General features: G+C 70.7%; 15 protein-coding genes. 9 read left to right on the forward strand and 6 right to left on the reverse strand.

Annotation, left to right across the window (positions count from 1 at the left end):
* Positions 1-50: 50 nt before the first annotated feature.
* On the forward strand, positions 51-404 hold the full coding sequence (locus ACZBH1_RS01740; RefSeq protein WP_463645299.1) for a Fe-S protein: 354 nt from the start codon (positions 51-53) through the stop codon (positions 402-404).
* A gap of 199 nt (positions 405-603) precedes the next feature.
* Complete coding sequence (locus ACZBH1_RS01745; RefSeq protein ID WP_336398384.1) at positions 604-2,082, forward strand: MFS transporter; 1,479 nt, start codon at positions 604-606, stop codon at positions 2,080-2,082.
* A 65-nt stretch (positions 2,083-2,147) separates the two neighbouring features.
* On the opposite strand, the gene ACZBH1_RS01750 is transcribed toward ACZBH1_RS01745, so the two are convergent.
* From ACZBH1_RS01750 to ACZBH1_RS01760, 3 genes are read right to left on the reverse strand one after another with little or no spacing between them, the layout of a single operon-like run.
* Entirely contained in the window at positions 2,148-2,990 is an 843-nt protein-coding gene (locus ACZBH1_RS01750; RefSeq protein ID WP_336398383.1) for an ABC transporter permease, read from the reverse strand.
* On the reverse strand, positions 2,987-3,868 hold the full coding sequence (locus ACZBH1_RS01755; RefSeq protein WP_336398382.1) for an ABC transporter permease: 882 nt from the start codon (positions 3,866-3,868) through the stop codon (positions 2,987-2,989). Before ACZBH1_RS01755 ends, ACZBH1_RS01750 begins: the two co-directional genes overlap by 4 nt.
* Positions 3,865-4,806, reverse strand: coding sequence for an ABC transporter ATP-binding protein (locus ACZBH1_RS01760; protein ID WP_463645300.1), 942 nt, complete (start codon positions 4,804-4,806; stop codon positions 3,865-3,867). Before ACZBH1_RS01760 ends, ACZBH1_RS01755 begins: the two co-directional genes overlap by 4 nt.
* 222 nt (positions 4,807-5,028) lie before the next feature.
* Here ACZBH1_RS01760 and ACZBH1_RS01765 point away from each other — a divergent pair, with 222 nt between their 5' ends.
* Complete coding sequence (locus ACZBH1_RS01765) at positions 5,029-5,244, forward strand: AsnC family protein (RefSeq protein ID WP_336398380.1); 216 nt, start codon at positions 5,029-5,031, stop codon at positions 5,242-5,244.
* A gap of 26 nt (positions 5,245-5,270) precedes the next feature.
* Positions 5,271-7,283, forward strand: a complete 2,013-nt coding sequence (locus ACZBH1_RS01770; protein ID WP_463645301.1) for an ABC transporter ATP-binding protein — start codon at positions 5,271-5,273, stop codon at positions 7,281-7,283.
* 69 nt (positions 7,284-7,352) lie between these two features.
* Here the strand turns inward: ACZBH1_RS01770 and ACZBH1_RS01775 are convergent, their stop codons facing one another.
* Positions 7,353-9,233 carry a phosphoenolpyruvate carboxykinase (GTP) gene (locus ACZBH1_RS01775; protein WP_463645302.1) on the reverse strand — a complete coding sequence of 627 codons (1,881 nt, stop codon included), beginning with the start codon at positions 9,231-9,233 and terminating at the stop codon, positions 7,353-7,355.
* 136 nt (positions 9,234-9,369) lie between these two features.
* Between ACZBH1_RS01775 and ACZBH1_RS01780 the strand changes: the two genes are divergently transcribed.
* Positions 9,370-10,806, forward strand: coding sequence for a helix-turn-helix domain-containing protein (locus ACZBH1_RS01780; protein WP_378882355.1), 1,437 nt, complete (start codon positions 9,370-9,372; stop codon positions 10,804-10,806).
* A 15-nt stretch (positions 10,807-10,821) separates the two neighbouring features.
* On the opposite strand, the gene ACZBH1_RS01785 is transcribed toward ACZBH1_RS01780, so the two are convergent.
* Entirely contained in the window at positions 10,822-11,901 is a 1,080-nt protein-coding gene (locus ACZBH1_RS01785; RefSeq protein WP_336398376.1) for a winged helix DNA-binding domain-containing protein, read from the reverse strand.
* Positions 11,902-12,009: 108 nt separating this feature from the next.
* Here ACZBH1_RS01785 and treS point away from each other — a divergent pair, with 108 nt between their 5' ends.
* On the forward strand, positions 12,010-14,304 hold the full coding sequence (gene treS, locus ACZBH1_RS01790) for a maltose alpha-D-glucosyltransferase (RefSeq protein ID WP_463645303.1): 2,295 nt from the start codon (positions 12,010-12,012) through the stop codon (positions 14,302-14,304).
* A gap of 79 nt (positions 14,305-14,383) precedes the next feature.
* Here the strand turns inward: treS and ACZBH1_RS01795 are convergent, their stop codons facing one another.
* Positions 14,384-15,628, reverse strand: a complete 1,245-nt coding sequence (locus tag ACZBH1_RS01795) for a phosphotransferase (RefSeq protein WP_463645304.1) — start codon at positions 15,626-15,628, stop codon at positions 14,384-14,386.
* 228 nt (positions 15,629-15,856) lie between these two features.
* Between ACZBH1_RS01795 and ACZBH1_RS01800 the strand changes: the two genes are divergently transcribed.
* The 3 genes from ACZBH1_RS01800 to ACZBH1_RS01810 all read left to right on the forward strand — a co-directional run bounded on the left by ACZBH1_RS01800 (position 15,857) and on the right by ACZBH1_RS01810 (position 17,983).
* Positions 15,857-17,095: a hypothetical protein gene (locus ACZBH1_RS01800; RefSeq protein ID WP_463645305.1), complete on the forward strand. Its 1,239-nt coding sequence runs from the start codon at positions 15,857-15,859 to the stop codon at positions 17,093-17,095.
* A 146-nt stretch (positions 17,096-17,241) separates the two neighbouring features.
* Positions 17,242-17,727 (forward strand): DUF2975 domain-containing protein, encoded by a 486-nt coding sequence (locus tag ACZBH1_RS01805; protein WP_336398372.1) that lies wholly within the window; start codon positions 17,242-17,244, stop codon positions 17,725-17,727.
* Position 17,728: 1 nt separating this feature from the next.
* Positions 17,729-17,983, forward strand: a complete 255-nt coding sequence (locus ACZBH1_RS01810; protein WP_463645306.1) for a helix-turn-helix domain-containing protein — start codon at positions 17,729-17,731, stop codon at positions 17,981-17,983.
* The last annotated feature ends 13 nt before the right edge of the window (positions 17,984-17,996 follow it).

Below are 17,996 nucleotides of genomic sequence, written 5' to 3' on the forward strand. Positions count from 1 at the left end.
CCGCCGCGATCGGCCCTGAAGGCGAGGCAACCTTCAGGTAGGCTGATGGCATGGAAATCCTCCGCCACGTCGTCGTGCTCGTCCACCTCGTCGGCTTCGCCATCCTCTTCGGAGCCTGGGTCGTCGAACTGGTCAACGGGAAGCACCACATCACGCGTCTCATGCACTGGGGTCTCGGCATCGCGGGTGTCGCCGGCCTCATCCTCGCCGCCCCTTGGGGAATCGAGTACGACCTCAATTACGCCAAGATCGGCGTGAAGCTGGTCATCCTCCTGATCATCGGCGCGCTGCTGGGCATCGGCGCCGGCCGCCAGCGCAAGTCCGGCTCGGTGCCGCCGGCGATCTTCTGGTCGATCGGCATCCTCACCTTCGCCAACGCCGCGATCGCGGTGCTCTGGCGCTGATCCAGCGGGAACGAGCGGATGCCGCGACCCCGCGTCGCGGCATCCGCAGCCGGGGGTAGACTCGATCCTCGTGCCGGGCGACCCCGCCCGTGCTCACGGTGATCCAGTGCAGTGCCGCCTGACGCATCACCCTGCGCCGTGCGGACGCCCACCGCCGCATCCGACCCGGATGCTTCGCTCCGCACTCCCCCAGGTGACAATGACTTCCCGCACGTCCGCCGCCACGCCCGCGGCCCCCGCCAATCCCCGTTCCCGCGTCATCACCGCGAGCCTCGTCGGCACGACGATCGAGTTCTACGACTTCTACGTCTACGCGACCGCCGCCGTCCTGGTCTTCCCCATCCTCTTCTTCCCCACCGGCAACGACACCACGTCGCTCCTGCTCTCGTTCAGCGTGTTCGGCGCCGCCATGATCGCCCGGCCGCTCGGCGCGGTGGTGTTCGGCCACTTCGGCGACCGCTTCGGGCGCAAGGCGACCCTCGTCGCCTCGCTCCTCACGATGGGCATCGCGACCTTCCTGATCGGATGCCTCCCGACCTTCAACGAGATCGGCGTGTGGGCGGCCGTGCTGCTGCTGGTGCTCCGCCTCGCCCAGGGCTTCGCGCTCGGCGGCGAGTGGTCTGGCGCGGCGCTCGTCGCGACCGAGAACGCCCCGAAGGGCAAGCGCGCCTGGTACGGCACCTTCCCGCAGCTGGGTGCCCCGCTGGGCTTCATCATCGCCAACTCGGTGTTCCTCGCGATCAACTACCTGCTCCCGCACCCGGACGGCGCAGGACAGCGCTCGGACGACTTCCTCGCGTGGGGATGGCGCGTGCCGTTCCTGTTCTCGGCGGTCATGGTGATCATCGGCCTGTGGGTGCGCCTGCGCCTCGTCGAGTCCGACACCTTCGTCAAGGCGGAGGCCAAGGGCGCGATCCGCAAGTTCCCGCTGGCGACGGTCCTGCGTCACCACTGGTGGCACCTGATCCTCGGCACGTTCATCATGCTGGCGACGTACGTGCTGTTCTACCTGATGACGAACTTCACCCTCTCGTACGGCACGAAGGCGGCGGACCTCGAGACGGCATCGGCCGCCGCGCAGGCGGCCGCCGAGGCCGCGGGCAACCCGTTCGACGCCGACGCCTTCGCGGCGCAGTTCTACCCGGGTCTGGGCTTCGGCTACACCGACTTCGTGCTGATGCAGATCATCGGCGTGGTGTTCTTCGGCATCTTCACGCTGCTGTCCGGTCCGATCGCCGACGCGATCGGCCGCCGCCGCCTGCTGCTGTGGGTGACGGGTCTGATCATCGTGTTCGGCCTCACCTTCAACATCTTCCTGCTCCCGCAGGCCGACCCGAAGTTCACCGGAGCCCTCACGCAGGCGTTCCTCGTCTTCGGGTTCATGCTGATGGGCTCCACGTTCGGGCCGATGGGCGCCGTGCTGCCGGAGCTGTTCCCGACCAACGTGCGCTACTCGGGATCGGCCATCTCGTACAACGTGTCGTCGATCCTCGGGGCGGCCCTCGCGCCGATCGTCGCGGTCTGGCTGTGGGCATCCGCCGGCGGCAGCCCCGTGCTGGTCGGGGTGTACCTGTCGGCGATGGCGGTGCTGACGTTCATCGCGCTGCTCCTCGCGCCCGAGACGAAGGACGTGGACTACGACGCCGACCTGGGCGTCGGTGCGACCGGTTCGCTCTAGCGATATCGCATCGGATGAGCGGATGCCCCGACCCGGCCGGGTCGGGGCATCCGTCGTCTGTGACCTCAGTCCAGGAACAGCGCGCGCAGCCGCTTCGTGGTGAAGACCAGGCCCACGGCGATCATGACGACGTAGTACAGGACGTGCCACCACATGTCGGGCGTGAGGATGCCGGTGGTGAGGCCGCGGACCAGCTCGACACCGTGCCACAGCGGGAAGGCCATGATGATGCCCTGGATCCACTCGGGGTAGATGGTGATGGGGTACAGCGTCGCCGAGAAGAGGAACATCGGCAGCAGCACGAAGTTGATCCAGTCCATCTGCTGGAAGGTCTTCATGTAGCTGGTGACCGCCATGCCGAGGCTGGCGAAACCGAAGGCGATGAGCAGCACCGCCGGCAGCGCGAGGATCGCGGTCCAGGCCAGATTCAGCCCGAGCAGCTGCATGATCACCATGAAGCCGGTGGCGTAGAGCAGGCCGCGCAGCAGCGCGTAGAGGATCTCGCCGAGCGCCACGTCGAGCGGCCCCATGGAGGTCGCCAGCATCCCCTCGTAGAGCTTGCCGTAGTTGAGCTTGAAGAAGACGTTCCACGTCGAGTCGTAGATGGCGCCGTTCATCGCCGACACCGCCAGGAGCGCCGGGGCGATGAAGGCCGCGTAGGGCACCTCGACGCCGCTGGAGGTCTGGACATCGCCGATGAGGGCACCGAGCCCGATGCCCATCGAGGCGAGGTAGAACACGGGCTCGAAGAAGCCCGAGAGCACGACGGCCCAGCTCGACGAGCGGGCGGCGAGGAGCCCGCGCTGCACCACGGCCTGCGGGTTGCCCGCCCACAGCGCCCGCACGCCGCCGCGGCGGACCTGCGCCTGCGTCTCCTCCGGTCCGGAGGACTGTCGGACGGCGGTCATTCGGCCAGCCTCCTGCCGAACAGACGCCTGCCGACGAGGTAGCCGCCGATGGACAGCACGAGCAGGTAGCCGACGTGCACGACGATCATGAAGGGTTCGGCGGGTTTGCCGTAGGTGACGATGCGGCCGAGCTCGGTGGCGTGCCAGAGGGGCGAGACCCATCCGATCCACTGCAGCCACAGCGGAAGCGTGGCCAGCGGATAGAACGTGCCCGAGAACAGGAACATGGGCATGAAGATGAAGCGCTGGACCAGCGCGATCTGCCCTTTGTCCTCCGTGATCGAGGCGGCGTACGCCATGTACGGGATCCCGAACGCGAGCCCCGCGAGCAGGCCGATGGGGATGGTGAGCCAGCCGGTCGCCGGGTCGGGCACGGCGCCGAAGATCCAGAGGAAGGCGTAGTAGGCGACGACGACGAAGATGATGCGCGCAGACGCGCCGGCGACCACACCGCCGGCGATCTGACCGGGCGAGAGCGCCGAGGCGCTGAAGCCGAAGAAGTAGCGCCGCCACTTGAAGCCGGCCATCACCGGGTAGGAGAACTCCTCGGACGCGACCGAGATCGCGGCGGTCATGAGAAGGGCGGGGGCGACGAACACGAGGTACGACACCTCCACGCCGTTCTCGACGATCGGCGCGTCGATGAGCGCCGCGAGCCCCACCGCCAGCCCCAGGAGGTAGAGGATCGGCTGGCCCAGCGCGCCGACGATGATCGTCCAGCCGTAGGCGCGCATGGCACGCACCATGTGCTCGGTGACGTACCAGGTGCCGAACATGCGGGGCTTGCGCCCCCACTGCAGCGCCTCGGCACGCAGCTCGTCGAGCGACGGCGCCGCGGTCGTCGCGGCGGCGCCGGCGTCTTCGGGTCGCGCGGTCATTCGATCAGCGACCTTCCGGTCAGGCGCAGGAAGACGTCCTCGAGGCTCGAGCGGCGCACGAGGCTCGTGATCGGGCGGAGACCGCGGTGCGTGACGGCCTCGAGGGCCTCTTCGCCGTTGCGCGCGTAGACGAGCACGCGGTCGGGCAGCACCTCGACGCGGTCGCCGATGCCCTCGAGCAGCGGCGCGACCTGCTCGTTGCGGTCGGAGCCGAACCGCACCTCGAGCACCTCGCGGCTGGAGTGGTCGCGGATGAGTGACGCCGGCGTGCCCTCGGCCATGATGCGGCCCTTGTCCACGACGATGAGGCGGTCGCACAGCTGCTCGGCCTCGTCCATGTAGTGCGTCGTCAGCACGAGCGTCGTGCCGCGCTCCTTGAGGCGGAACAGCCGGTCCCACAGCACGTGCCGCGCCTGCGGGTCCAGGCCCGTGGTCGGCTCGTCGAGGAGCAGGATGCGCGGGTCGTTGATGAGGCCGCGGGCGATCGTCAGCCGTCGCTTCATCCCGCCCGAGAGCTGGTCGACCTTCGACTTGGCCTTGTCTTCCAGCGCGGCGAAGGCCAGCAGCTCGTCGGCTTTCTCGGCGCACACCCGGCCGGGCAGGCCGAAGTAGCGGCCGTAGATGTACAGGTTCTCGCGGGCGTTGAGCTCGCCGTCGAGGTTGTCCTGCTGGGGCACGACACCCAGGCGCGAGCGGATCTCGGGCCCGTACCGGTCGGGGTCGAGGCCGAGGATCGACAGCTCGCCGCCGGTGCGCGTCGAGACGGCGCCGATCATCTTCATCGTCGTCGACTTGCCCGCGCCGTTCGGGCCGAGCAGGCCGAACGACTCGCCGGGCGCGACCTCGAACGACAGTCCGTCGACCGCAAGGAAGTCGGGCTTGCCTTTGACCTTGTAGGCCTTGACGAGGTTCTCAGCGGTGATCACGGGGGCGGGCACCGGACTACCCTAACGCCCCGCTCCGACACCGCCCAGCGCCGTCATGCGCCCACGGCGCTCCCCTGCCCGCACCCTTCCTCGGTCGAGTTGGCGGCTGCAGCGTCAACGCGAGTTGACGGCGCCGCGGCGTGTCAACTATGGTTGACGACGGATGCCGCGGCCGGCGGCATCCGTGATCCGACAGCTCATCGACCGATGGGCGGCCCGCACGAGAGGCGCACGATGAGCGGCGACGACCTGAGCACCCTGATCGGGGCGGCCGGCGCGCGCGAACCCCTCGCCGAGCTGCACCGCCTCGCCGAGGTGCGCCGCGAGCTCGCCCGCGCCGAAGAGGTGCAGGTGCGCAAGGCCCGCAACCTCGGCTTCTCGTGGCAGGCGATCGCGAGCGCCCTGGGCGTGAGCCGGCAGGCCGTCCACAAGAAGTACGGTCGAAGGTAACCCCTTTTCACGAACGAGGTACACCCATGCCCTCCGCCGAACTCGACGAAGCCCCCGCCGTCGCACCCCCCACGGCGTCCTCCTCCCCTCGCGCACCGCGCGGCCGCTCGCGCCGCGGCAAGCAGGACGACGGCCCCCGTGCCTCTTTCGGGCAGCTGCTCCCCTACCTCTTCGAGCACAAGCGCACCCTCGCCGTCGTGGTGGTGCTCAGCATCCTGAGCGCCGCCGCATCCCTCGTGCAGCCGCTTCTGGTCGGCCAGGTCATCACGCGCGTGCAGGAGGGGCTCGACCTGGGCCTGCTGGTCTGGGCGCTCGTCGGCTTCGTCCTCCTGGCCTCGCTCATCTCGGGGTGGCAGCACTACCTGCTGCAGCGCACGGGCACGGCCGTCGTCTACTCGAGCCGCCGCCGGCTCATCGCGCGCATCCTGCACCTGCCCGTCAGCGAGTTCGACGCGCGCCGCACCGGCGACCTCGTCTCGCGCGTCGGCAGCGACACGACACTCCTCTACTCCGCGCTCACGCAGGGGCTCGCAGACTCGATCGGCAACGCGCTGCTGTTCGTGGGCGCGCTCGTCGCCATGGCGATCATCGACCCGGTGCTGCTCGCGATCATCGTGGTCGTGATCGGCATCTCGGTGCTCGGCGTCACCGCACTGAGCGGCCGCATCCGCACCGCCTCGACCGAGCAGCAGGAGAAGGTCGGCGCGCTCGCGTCGGGCGTCGAGCGCGCCGTCGGATCGATCCGCACCGTCCGCGCGTCCGGCGCGACCGCTCGTGAGATCGACGCGGTCACCGCGCAGGCGACGGATGCCTACACCGTCGGCGTGCGCATCGCGAAGGTGTCGGCGCTGGTGGTGCCCATCGCCAGCGTCGCACTGCAGGTGTCGCTTCTGGTGGTCATCGGCCTCGGCGGCTTCCGCGTCGCGACCGGCGCGCTGTCGATCGCGAGCCTCGTGACGTTCATCATGTTCCTGTTCATGCTGATCGCACCGCTGGGCTCGTTCTTCGGCGCCATCACGTCGGTGAGCCAGGCGCTCGGCGCCCTCGGCCGCATCCAGGAGGTGCTCGACCTTCCCACCGAGTCGCAGGACGACGCCGCCATCGCGGCACGGGCCCTCCGACAGGCTCAGGGACCGGACCCGGTCGCTGAGCGTGCCGAAGCGCCGGCCATCGAGTTCCGCGACGTGCGGTTCCGATACCCCGAGAACGTCGTCGAGGCGCGCCGCAAGGCCGAGTCCGAGGCGCGGGCGGTGCTCGAGAGCGCTCACGTCGACACCTCGGCGATCGCGCTCGGCGACGAGTCCGTCTCCGGCAGCACGGACGGACGGACGGATGCCGCTGCATCCGTCTCGGGCGATGCCGAGGTGCTGCGGGGGGTGTCGTTCTCGGTCCCGCGCGGCGCGCGCGTCGCGCTCGTCGGCCCTTCGGGTGCGGGCAAGAGCACGACCCTCGCGCTCATCGAGCGCTTCTACGACCCCACCGGCGGCGCGATCCTGCTCGACGGCACGGACGTGCGCACGCTCGACCGCGTCGAGCTGCGCGCGCAGCTCGGCTACGTCGAACAGGACGCCCCGACCCTGGCCGGGACCATCGGCGACAACCTTCGGCTGGCCTCGCCCGAGGCATCCGATTCCGAATGCGAGGCCGTGCTGCGCGCCGTGAATCTCGGCGAGGTGCTCGATCGCAACCCGCTCGGCGTCGACGCGCCCGTGGGCGAGTCGGGCGTCATGCTCTCGGGCGGCGAGCGCCAGCGCCTGGCGATCGCCCGGGCGCTGCTGGCCGCTCCCCCGATCCTGCTGCTCGACGAGTCGACCTCGTCGCTCGACGGGCTGAATGAGCAGCGCATGCGCGAGGCGATCGACGCCGTCGCGGCCGGCCGCACGCTCATCGTGATCGCGCACCGCCTGTCGACCGTCGTCGACAGCGACCACATCGTCGTCATGGAGCACGGCCGGGTGGTCGGCCAGGGCACGCACTCCGAGCTCGTGCAGTCGACGCCGCTGTACCGCGAGCTGGCCAAGCACCAGCTGCTCGTCTGACGCGGCGCCCGTGATGAGGCGCCCGGACCCTCTGCGAAGAAGAGGGGCCGGGCGCCGGTCGGGGGCGCGTCAGGCGCGCTGGAGCCGGTACCGCAGGGCGGCGAGCTCGGCCCAGAGGGGGGCGGGCACGCGGCCGTCGAAGGTGCGGTAGAACTCCTCGGTGAGGTCGGCCTCGTGCAGCCACAGGTCGCGGTCGATGGCGAACAGCTCGTCGAGGTCGGCCTGCGACACCTCGATGCCGTCGAGGTCGAGGTCCTCGTTGCGCGGGAGGCGTCCGATCGGGCTGTCGATCGCGCCGACCTCGCCCTCGATGCGCCGGATGATCCAGTCGATGACGCGCGAGTTGTCGCCGAAGCCCGGCCACAGGAAGCGGCCGTCGGCGCCCTTGCGGAACCAGTTCACCTGGAACACGCGCGGGGCGCGGTCGAAGCGCAGCTTCTGCCCGACCTTGAGCCAGTGCCCGAAGTAGTCGGCCATGTTGTAACCGCAGAAGGGCAGCATCGCGAACGGGTCGCGGCGCAGCTCGCCGACCGTGCCCTCGGCGGCGGCGGTGCGCTCGGACGAGATGTTCGAGCCCATGAAGACGCCGTGGGTCCAGTCGGTGGCCTCCACGACGAGCGGCACGTTCGTCGCCCGGCGCCCGCCGAACAGGATCGCGTCCAGCGGCACGCCCTGCGGGGCGTCCCAGTCGTCGGCGATCTGCGGGCACTGGGCAGCGGCGACGGTGAAGCGCGAGTTCGGGTGCGCGGCGGGACGACCGGATGCCGGGGTCCAGGGGTTCCCCTCCCAGTCGGTGAGCTCCGCCGGCGGCTCGTCGGTGAGACCCTCCCACCACACGTCGCCGTCGGGGCGCAGCGCGACGTTGGTGAAGATCGTGTTGCCCCACAGCGTCTCGACGGCCGTGACGTTCGTGGACTCGCCGGTGCCCGGGGCGACGCCGAAGAAGCCGGCCTCGGGATTGATCGCCCACAGGCGCCCGTCCTCGCCGGGGCGGAGCCACGCGATGTCGTCGCCGAGGGTCTCGACGCGCCAGCCGGGGATGGTCGGCCGCAGCATCGCGAGGTTCGTCTTGCCGCACGCCGAGGGGAACGCGGCCGCGAGGTGGTAGGCGCGGCCGGCCGGGTCGATCACGCGGATGAGCAGCATGTGCTCTGCGAGCCAGCCCTCGTCGCGGCCGATCACCGACGCGATGCGCAGCGCGAAGCACTTCTTGGCCAGGATCGCGTTGCCGCCGTAGCCCGAGCCGAACGACCACACCTCGAGGGTGTCGGGGAAGTGCACGATGTACTTCTCGTCGTTGCACGGCCACGCGACGTCCTGCTGGCCAGGCTGCAGCGGGGCCCCCACCGAGTGCACGGTCTTGACCCACGGCGCACCGCCGGCGATCTCGCGCAGCACCTCGGTGCCCACGCGCGTCATGATGCCGATCGAGGTGACGGCGTAGGCGCTGTCGGTCACCTGCACGCCGATGTGCGACAGCGGCCCGCCGACCGGCCCCATCGAGAACGGCACGACGTACATCGTGCGGCCGGCCATCGAGCCCTCGAACAGCGGGGTGATGGTGGCCCGGATCTCGTCGGGCGCGGCCCAGTTGTTCGTCGGCCCCGCGTCCTGCTCGCGCTCGGAGGCGATGAAGGTGCGCGCCTCGGTGCGGGCGACGTCGCTGGGGTGCGAGCGGGCGAGGTACGAACCCGGCCGCCACTCGGGGTTGAGCTTGATGAGCTTGCCCTCGTCGACCATCTCGCGCAGCAGCGCGTCGTTCTCGGCGCGCGAGCCGTCCACCCAGTGGATGCGCGCCGGCTTCGTCAGCGCGGCGATCTCGTCGACCCACTGCGTGAGGGCGGCCATGCCCTCACCCTGGACGGTGGGCACCGCGCCGTACGACCGGGTCGCGGCAGGACGGGCGGGGGTGGAGCCTTCGGTCCGGGTGAAGATGTCGGCAAGGGCCATAGTGTCGCTCCTCGTTGATTCGACCGTCGGGTAGACGATTCAGATTCGTGCTCTTCCTCTACTTTGGATGCCCTTGAGCTTGTTTTCCCACGCAACATGGCGTCAAGAGTCTTGATTCTTTCGCTAGCATCAAAGAATGCCCGCCACCGCGCTCGAACTCTCGACCCTGGGTCACCGCATCCGTCATCAGCGCCTCGCCCACGGCTACACGCTGGACGAGCTCGGTGCCCTCGTCGGCGTCGCCGGCAGCCAGCTGAGCCTCATCGAGAACGGCAAGCGCGAGCCGAAGCTCTCGCTGCTGCAGGCGATCGCGTCGTCGACCGGCGTCGAGGTCGCCGACCTGCTGTCGGCCGAGCCTCCCAACCGGCGCGCGGCCCTCGAGATCGAGCTCGACCGGGCGCAGTCGAGCTCCGTCTTCCGCCAGCTGGGGATCGCCCCCGTCAAGGTGTCCAAGGGCATGAGCGACGAGACGATCGAGTCGATCCTCGGGCTGCACCGCGAGCTGCAGCGCCGCGAGAAGGAGGCGATCGCGACACCCGAGGAGGCCCGCCGCGCGAACACCGAGCTGCGGCTCATGATGCGCGAGCGCGACAACTACCTCCCCGAGATCGAGAAGCTCGCCGAGAAGCAGCTGAAGGCCGCGGGCCACACGACCGGCGCGCTGACCCACCGCACCGTGAGCATCATGGCGGAGAAGCTCGGATTCGAGCTGATCTACGTCAACGACCTGCCCCACTCGACCCGCTCGGTGACCGACCTCGAGCACGGCCGCATCTACCTGCCGCCCGCCTCGATCCCCGGCGGCCACGGCCTGCGCTCGATGGCGCTGCAGGCGATGGCCCACCGCCTGCTCGGGCACGAGCGCCCCACCGACTACGCCGACTTCCTGCAGCAGCGACTGGAGATCAACTACTACGCCGCGTGCTGCCTCATGCCCGAGACGGCGTCGGTGGCGTTCCTCCAGCAGGCCAAGAAGGACCGCAACCTCGCGGTGGAGGACTTCCGCGACGCCTTCGGCGTGACGCACGAGGCCGCGGGCATGCGCCTGACCAACCTCGCGACCCACCACCTGGGCATCAAGCTGCACTTCCTGCGCGTCGACGGCTCGGGGGCGATCTCGCGCGTCTACGAGAACGACGACCTCCCCCTGCCGATGGACGTCACCGGCGCGGTGGACGGCCAGATCGCCTGCCGCAAGTTCTCGGCGCGCGCCGCGTTCTCGGAGCAGAACCGCACGACGGAGCACTACCAGTACACCGACACTCCGGCCGGCACGTACTGGTGCTCGACGCAGACCGGCACCACCTCGGCGGGCGAGTTCTCGATCACCGTCGGCGTGCCCTTCGACGACGCCCGCTGGTTCCGCGGACGCGAGACCCAGAAGCGCGCCACGTCGACGTGCCCCGACGAGTCCTGCTGCCGCCGGGCGGCGCCCGACGTGCTCGAGCGCTGGTCGGGGAAGGCCTGGCCGAGCGCGCGCGTGCACATGCAGATGTTCTCGCCGCTCCCCCGCGGCACCTTCCCCGGCGTCGACGACAACGAGGTCTACGACTTCCTCGACCGCCACGCCTGAGCGCGTGCCGCCCGCCTACGCCGTGATGAAGTCCCGGTAGCGGTCGAGCGCGGCCGCGATCTCGGCATCCGTCGCCGCCCCCGGCGTGAACAGCTCGGGCACCGGCGCATCGGCATGCCGGCCCACCGCGACCGAGTGGGTCCACACGCCGACGGCCTCGCCGCGGGCGACGAGGATGGGCCGGACGATGCCGTTCATGCTCGGCCCGATCGCGCTCAGGAACTCCGGCGCGCACGGCACGGTGCGGTCCACGTACGACAGGTAGTACTCCTCGAACGGCGGGAGGGCCACGACCTCGGGTGCGGCCGCGCTGCGTCGCGGCGCCGCGCCGGCGACCAGATACTGCGGCTCGGGCTCGTCGGCGACGACGACGAGCCGGTCGGATGCCGCTTCCGCCGCGGCCCGCGACACCCCCAGCGGCAGCCCGGTCCACCACGCGAAGTCCCGCGGCCCGGCCGGTCCGTGCGAGGCGATGTAGCGGACGAAGAACTCGGCGAGCGGATCGGCGGGGGCGGCGGCATCCGTGATCCACTCGTCGGCGAGCACCCAGTACTGTTCGCGGGTCGGCCCGCTCTCGCGCGGGACGACGGGGCCCTGGCACAGCACGGACCGCAGCGACAGCGCGACGAGGAGGTGGTAGCCGCGCTGGCGCAGCGTCGACACGCCGCCCTGCTCCCACACCGCCAGCAGCTCCCTGCGGGTGAGGCGACCGCCGCCGGCGAGCGCCGCACGGGCGAGGCGCTCGGCCCGATCGGCCTCGTCGGCGTCGATCCCCTCGGCACGATGGACGGCGGCGGCCTGACGGAGCTGCCGCTGGGCGGTCACCGAGAGCACCCACGCGACGTCGGCGGCCGGGATCGTGTGGATCGTCCCGCGCATCGTCCACGTGCGCACGATCTCGCCGCGCCCGTAGGCGGCGTCGACGTCGCGCACCGTGATGCGCCCGCGGGTGCGTGCCGCGAGCGCCCAGCGGCCGCCCCAGAACTCCTGGCTCTGCGTCGCGAGCATGTGCCGAGCGGCGTCGGCGACCGACGCCGCGGGAGCGGTCAGGCGATGCGACCGGAGCCGCTCGTGACGCACGGTCGAGGCATCCATCCGCCCATCATGGCCCAGCCCGCGGACAGCCGGTGTCCCCTATAACCCCTGGCGGAGGGTGCGCACCAGTCCCTCGTGCCGGGGAGCCGGGATCTCTAGCGTGGAGGGATGGCGCGCGACGAGCAATGGCCGGAGGCCCTGTACACCGGACCCATCGACCTGGCCGGGATCGAGGCGATCGAGGGGGCGGAGCCCGAGGCCGAGACGCCCGAGATCAGCTACGACGAGCAACGCTACCCTGCCCGTCCGCGGCGACTGCGCCCCCGCGACCACCTGCGCGGCAGCAGTGTGCGGCGCATCCGGACCGACCCGCGCACGGCGAACGGCACCAACCCGTCGTACGTCGAGTGGCTCGTGCGGCAGTCGATGCTCAAGGACGCCGACGTCCTGGCCCGCCAGCTGTCGGGGCAGCCGACGATGTGGCGTCATGCCTACGCGCGTCCGGACGCCCGGCGGGCCATCGCGACGAGCGACGTGTGGTTCACGGCGTATCCGATCTCCCTCATCACCCGGCCGGGGCAGTCGTTCCTGGCCTCGCTCGGCGACGACGCGCTCTGGTCGGCCTTCGAGCGCATCGGGATCACCGCCATCCACACCGGGCCGGTGAAGCGGGCGGGCGGCATCGCCGGGTGGCTGGACACCCCGAGCGTCGACGGGCACTTCGACCGCATCAGCACGCAGATCGACCCCGCCTTCGGCACCGAGGACGAGTTCCGCGCCCTGTGCGACGTCGCCGACACGCACGGCGGGAGCATCATCGACGACATCGTGCCCGGGCACACGGGCAAGGGCGCCGACTTCCGCCTCGCCGAGATGGGCTTCAAGGACTACCCGGGGATCTACCACATGATCGAGATCCCGCCGGAGGACTGGGAGCTGCTGCCCGAGGTGCCCGAGGGCGTCGACAGCGTCAACCTGGACGCCGCGACCGAGCATGAGCTCGCCGGGCACGGGTACATCATCGGCGCCCTGCAGCGCGTCATCTTCTACACCCCCGGCGTGAAGGAGACGAACTGGAGCGCGACCGCCCCGGTGATCGGACCGGACGGCGTGACCCGCCGGTGGGTGTACCTCCACTACTTCAAGCAGGGCCAGCCGTCGATCAACTGGCTCGACCCGACGTTCGCGGGGATGCGCCTTGTCATCGGCGACGCGCTGCACTCGCTCGGGGAGCTCGGCACGAGTGCGCTGCGCCTGGACGCGAACGGATTCCTCGGCGTGGAGAAGAGCGCCGAGGGCCTTCCGGCGTGGTCGGAGGGGCATCCGCTCTCGCACGCCGCCAACCACATCATCGCCGGCATGGTCCGCAAGGTCGGCGGCTTCACCTTCCAGGAGCTCAACCTCACGATCGAGGACATCCGCGACACGGGCGCCGTCGGCGCCGACCTGTCGTACGACTTCATCGGTCGCCCGGGCTACCACCACGCGCTGGCGACCGGGCAGACCGAGTTCCTCCGGCTCGCGCTGACCACGTCGCTGCGGCTGGGCGTGCAGCCGGTGCAGCTCGTCCACGGCCTGCAGAACCACGACGAGCTCACCTACGAGCTCGTGCACTGGGCGACGCGGCACGGCGACGACACGTTCCCCTTCCGGGGGCGTGAGATCCCGGGCAGCCAGCTCGCCGAGGAGGTGCGCGCGGACCTCACCGAGCGGCTCACCGGCACGGCGGACTACAACCGCGTCTTCACGCAGAACGGCATCGCCTGCACGACGGCGTCGCTCATCGCGGCGACCCGCGGACTGGCCAGGCTCGATGACATCACCGACGACGACCTGCCGGCCATCCGCGACGCGCACCTGCTGCTGTGCGCCTACAACGCGTGGCAGCCGGGCGTCTTCGCGCTCTCGGGCTGGGACCTCACCGGCATGCTCACCGTGCCGGCGGACCAGGTCGCCGATCTCGTCGCCGCGGGCGACACGCGGTGGATCGAGCGGGGCGCCCACGATCTGCTCGACGTCGACGGCAGCGCCACGCGGTCGGCGGCGGGCATGCCCCGCGGGCGCGCGCTGTACGGCGCGCTGCCGGCGCAGCTGGCCGACCGGGAGTCGTTCGCGTCGCGTCTCGCCGACATCCTCGCTCTGCGCCGGGAGCACGGCATCGCGACGGCGTCGCAGATCGACATCCCCGAGGTCGCCCACGCGGGCATGCTCGTGCTCGTGCACCGCCTCGACGACGGCGACCCGCACGCCGAGGCCCCGATGCAGGTGACGGTGCTGAACTTCTCGCAGGACCCCACCGAGGGCACCGTGCGATCGGAGCAGCTCGCTCCCGGCAGCGAGGTCGTGGACGCGGCCTCGGGCGAGCCGGTCGGGCGCGTCGACGACCTGCAGAGCTTCTCGGTCTCGCTCCCCGCCTACGGAGCACTGTTCCTGGTGCTCCGGCCTGCGGAATCCGCCGAGTAGGCCCCAGCCCGCGCGCCGGAGGTCGGATGCCTCCGGCGCACGTCGCCGGGCCCGGCCCCGGCCCGCACCGGCGGGCGGTTCAGGCGAGCGCTGCGTCGATCCCCGCGAGCGGCACGGGCAGCCAGGCGGGGCGGTTGCGCGCTTCGTAGATCGACTCGTACACCGCCTTGTCGAGGACGAGCGCCCGCAGCAGAACGGGGTCCAGCGCCACGGCGCCGGGCGCGCCGGCGTAGGCCTCGACGAACGCAGCCTGGCACGCCGCCGCCCAGCCGGCGCCGTCGGGGCCGGCGGCCACCGCACCCGCGTAGTCGAAGGACCGGAGCATGCCCGCGACGTCCCGCGGCGGGAGGTCGGGGATGGCACGCTCCCTCATCGGGCGGAGGGGCTCGCCCTCGAAGTCGACGATGCGCCACCCGCCGTCGGGCACCGCGAGCACCTGACCGAGATGCAGGTCCCCGTGGATCCGCTGCAGCCGCGGCCACGCGCGCTCGAGTGCGGCACGGTAGACGGCGTCGATCGCGGGGAGCCGCTCGGCGACGGCGGGCACCTCGGCCGACGCGATCCGCAGGCGCCGCCGCCAGGCGGTCGCCGTGGACGCCACCTCGTCGGGTCCGGCATCCGCCGTCTCCAGCGCCGCTCCGAGGGCGCCGTGCACGCCGGCGACCGCGGTTCCGAGGTCATGCGCCGCGGCGGTGAAGTCCCGCCCCTCGCGCGCCTCCTCCAGCGCGACCGCCCACCCGTCCCGCACGCCGGGGAGGAACTCCTGCGCGAAGCCGAGGGTGCCGTGCGCGACGCCGGCCTCGCGCCCGACATCCGGCCACTCGGCGTCCACGCTGCCGAAGAAGCGGGGCACGAACGGCGAGCCCTCGCCGCTCAGCACGCGCTGCACCGTGACGTCGGGATTCTCGCCGTGGTGGAGGGTGCGGAAGAGCTTGAGGATGATCGTCGGCTCACCGTCCTCGTCGAACACGATCGACGTGTTCGACTGCTCCCCCGTGAGCACCCGCGAACCCGTCACACGGCTGACGTCGACGCCCATCTCCGCGAGGATGCCGACGGCGAACTCCGGATGCCGGGCCGCATCGACGAGGCATCCGCCCTCGCCGCGGCTGACGACGGCGTCCGGCGGCTCGATCGGCTCGGCGACCAGCGCGAGGGGCACGTGGTACAGCGCCGGCAGCGTCCCCGCGTCGTCCATGAGCAGATAGCGGGTGGCCCCCGTGACCGGTCGGGCGTCGAGGAGCCGGAATCTGGGCTCGTGCCCCTTCCCCGCGTACCATCGCTGCTGCGCCACCCAGGCGCCGATCTCATCCGTGAAATGCACCACCCCACCTTGACCCGCATCCGCATGCGGAAGAAAGGGGTGGACGGACGCGCGCGAGAGGCGTAGTGCCGGCGCCCGGAGCGGCGGGGCGCGGCGGCATGTCCCCCGAAAGGTCTACAGAATCGCGGAAACGCTTGCCAATACGGTGCTGTTGTCGGCCTGTTCCCACCCCACAGGGCACGAGTTCCGCGTGCACCTGGGGACGGTCGACCGAACCTTGGAGGTCAGTTGTCCCACCCCCGACCGCGTCGGACCGTCGCGTCCCTCGCCACCGCCGCCCTCATCGCGACCGCCGTGCTCGGCGCGAGCCCCGCCTTCGCCGCCAAGCCGGGAGGTCCCGGCAAGCCCGGCCCCGTCCCCACGACGACCGCCGCACCCACCCCGACGGTCTCCGGCACGCTGTTCGCCACGAACACCGATGCCAACGCGCTCTCCGACCACTGGCACCGGTCGCTCACCGACCTCGCGATCGCAGGCGGTGAGCTGTACTCGTCATGGGGCGACTACAACGGCAACATCGGCCCGATCGCGCTGAACTCGCACAACCTGGCGACCGGCGCGCAGACCCACCACCTCACCGTCAACGGGGAGGAGCTCAACGCGCTGCGCGTGGTCAACGGGAGCGTCTACACCGCGGACATCGACCCGAAGGTGGGCTGGCAGTCCAACGCCGGGTATGCCACGAACGCGGGCGGCGTGTGGAAATACAACGCGGCGACCCCCTTCATCCATGTCTTCGACGTCGCCGTCGCCGGAAGCGAGATCTTCCTGGCCGGCAGCATCGTCAACCCCGACACCGCCACCTACGGCCCCGCGCCGTACCTCGCCGCGATCAAGAAATCCGCGGACGGCGGAAAGACCTGGACCATCGAGAAGACGCGCTCGTCGCTGCGCGGCAGCAACGACAACGACCGCTACTACTGGCTCGCGTCCGTCAACGGCAAGGTCTACGCCGCCGCCACCGTCGCCGACGCGAACGGGTACCGCAACAAGATCATCGACGTGTACGCCGCGGGCACCTGGTCGACGGTCACCCTCCCGTCGTCCAGCCCGGCGAGCGTGCTCGAGGCGCACCACCTCACGACCTTCGGCACGAAGATCGTGGCGAAGTCGATCAACAACTCGGTGTTCGTCTTCGACACCGCGGCGAGGAAGGCCACCATCCAGGGGGCGACCCTCGGGACGAGCGGCGGCGTGCTGGTCGATCTCTACGTGGACGGCTCGACCATCTACGGCCTCGTCCGCGCGGACGCGGTGACCGCCGACGACACCCTGTACTCGTCGAAGGACGGCCTCACGTGGACCCCGGTGATGAACATCGACATCCCCGTCGACAACTGGCTCCACACCTGGCACAACGGCGAGATCACGACCGAGATGCGCGGGACCGCTGCGAGCATCGCCGTGAAGGACGGGGTGTTCTACTTCGGCACCAACCTGGGCACGATCTACACGGCCGCGCTCTAGCGATCATCGTCGGGACCCCGGGCGCCCGCGCCCGGGGTCCCGTCATCGCTGCGCGGCATCCGATCCCCACTGATCTATCGACAGTATTGCGATATCTATCGAGGAACGATAGTTTTCTGTCGTTAGCTGAAGAAAGGACGGATGCCGTGGCCAAGTCGACAACTCTCGTGCTGCAGGTCGTCATCGCGCTGGCACTGGCCGGGTCGCTCATCGTGCAGACCTTCATCGTCCCGGCGGTCTGGGTGGACCTCGACGGCGCTCCCCCGGTGCCCCGGATCACCTTCGTCACGCTCCTCGTGCTCGGCGTCGTGACCATGCAGGTCTTCGCCGTCTGCGTCTGGCAGCTGCTGACGAAGGTGCGCAAGGGGTCGGTGTTCTCGGAGTCGTCCTTCCGGTACGTCGACGTGGTCATCTGGTCGATCGCGGCGGCGGCCGTCATCACGTTCGCCATCGCCGTCCTGCTCGCCAGCGGCGAGGCCGCGCCGGGTGTGGTCGGGCTCATCTGCGGGGCGACGCTCGTGCTCGGCGGGATGGCCCTGCTCGTCGTGGTCATGAAGACGCTGCTGCGGCAGGCCATCGACCGCGAGACCGAGGCCACGGCCCTGCGCTCCGAGCTGGACGAGGTGGTCTGACATGCCGATCGTCATCGATGTCGATGTGATGCTCGCACGACGGAAGATGTCGGTGGGCACCCTGGCCGAGCGGGTCGGCATCACACCGGCGAACCTGGCCGTGCTCAAGAACGGCAGGGCGAAGGCCGTCCGCTTCACCACGCTCGACGCCCTGTGCGAGGTGCTCGAATGCCAGCCCGGCGACCTCCTCCGGTGGGAGCCCGAGGCGCCGGCACCGGCGAGCCCCGCCGGTCGCTCGGCCGACGTCGCGGGTTGATCTCGCTGCCAGG

This window comes from Microbacterium sp. ZXT2-5 (genome assembly GCF_055329545.1).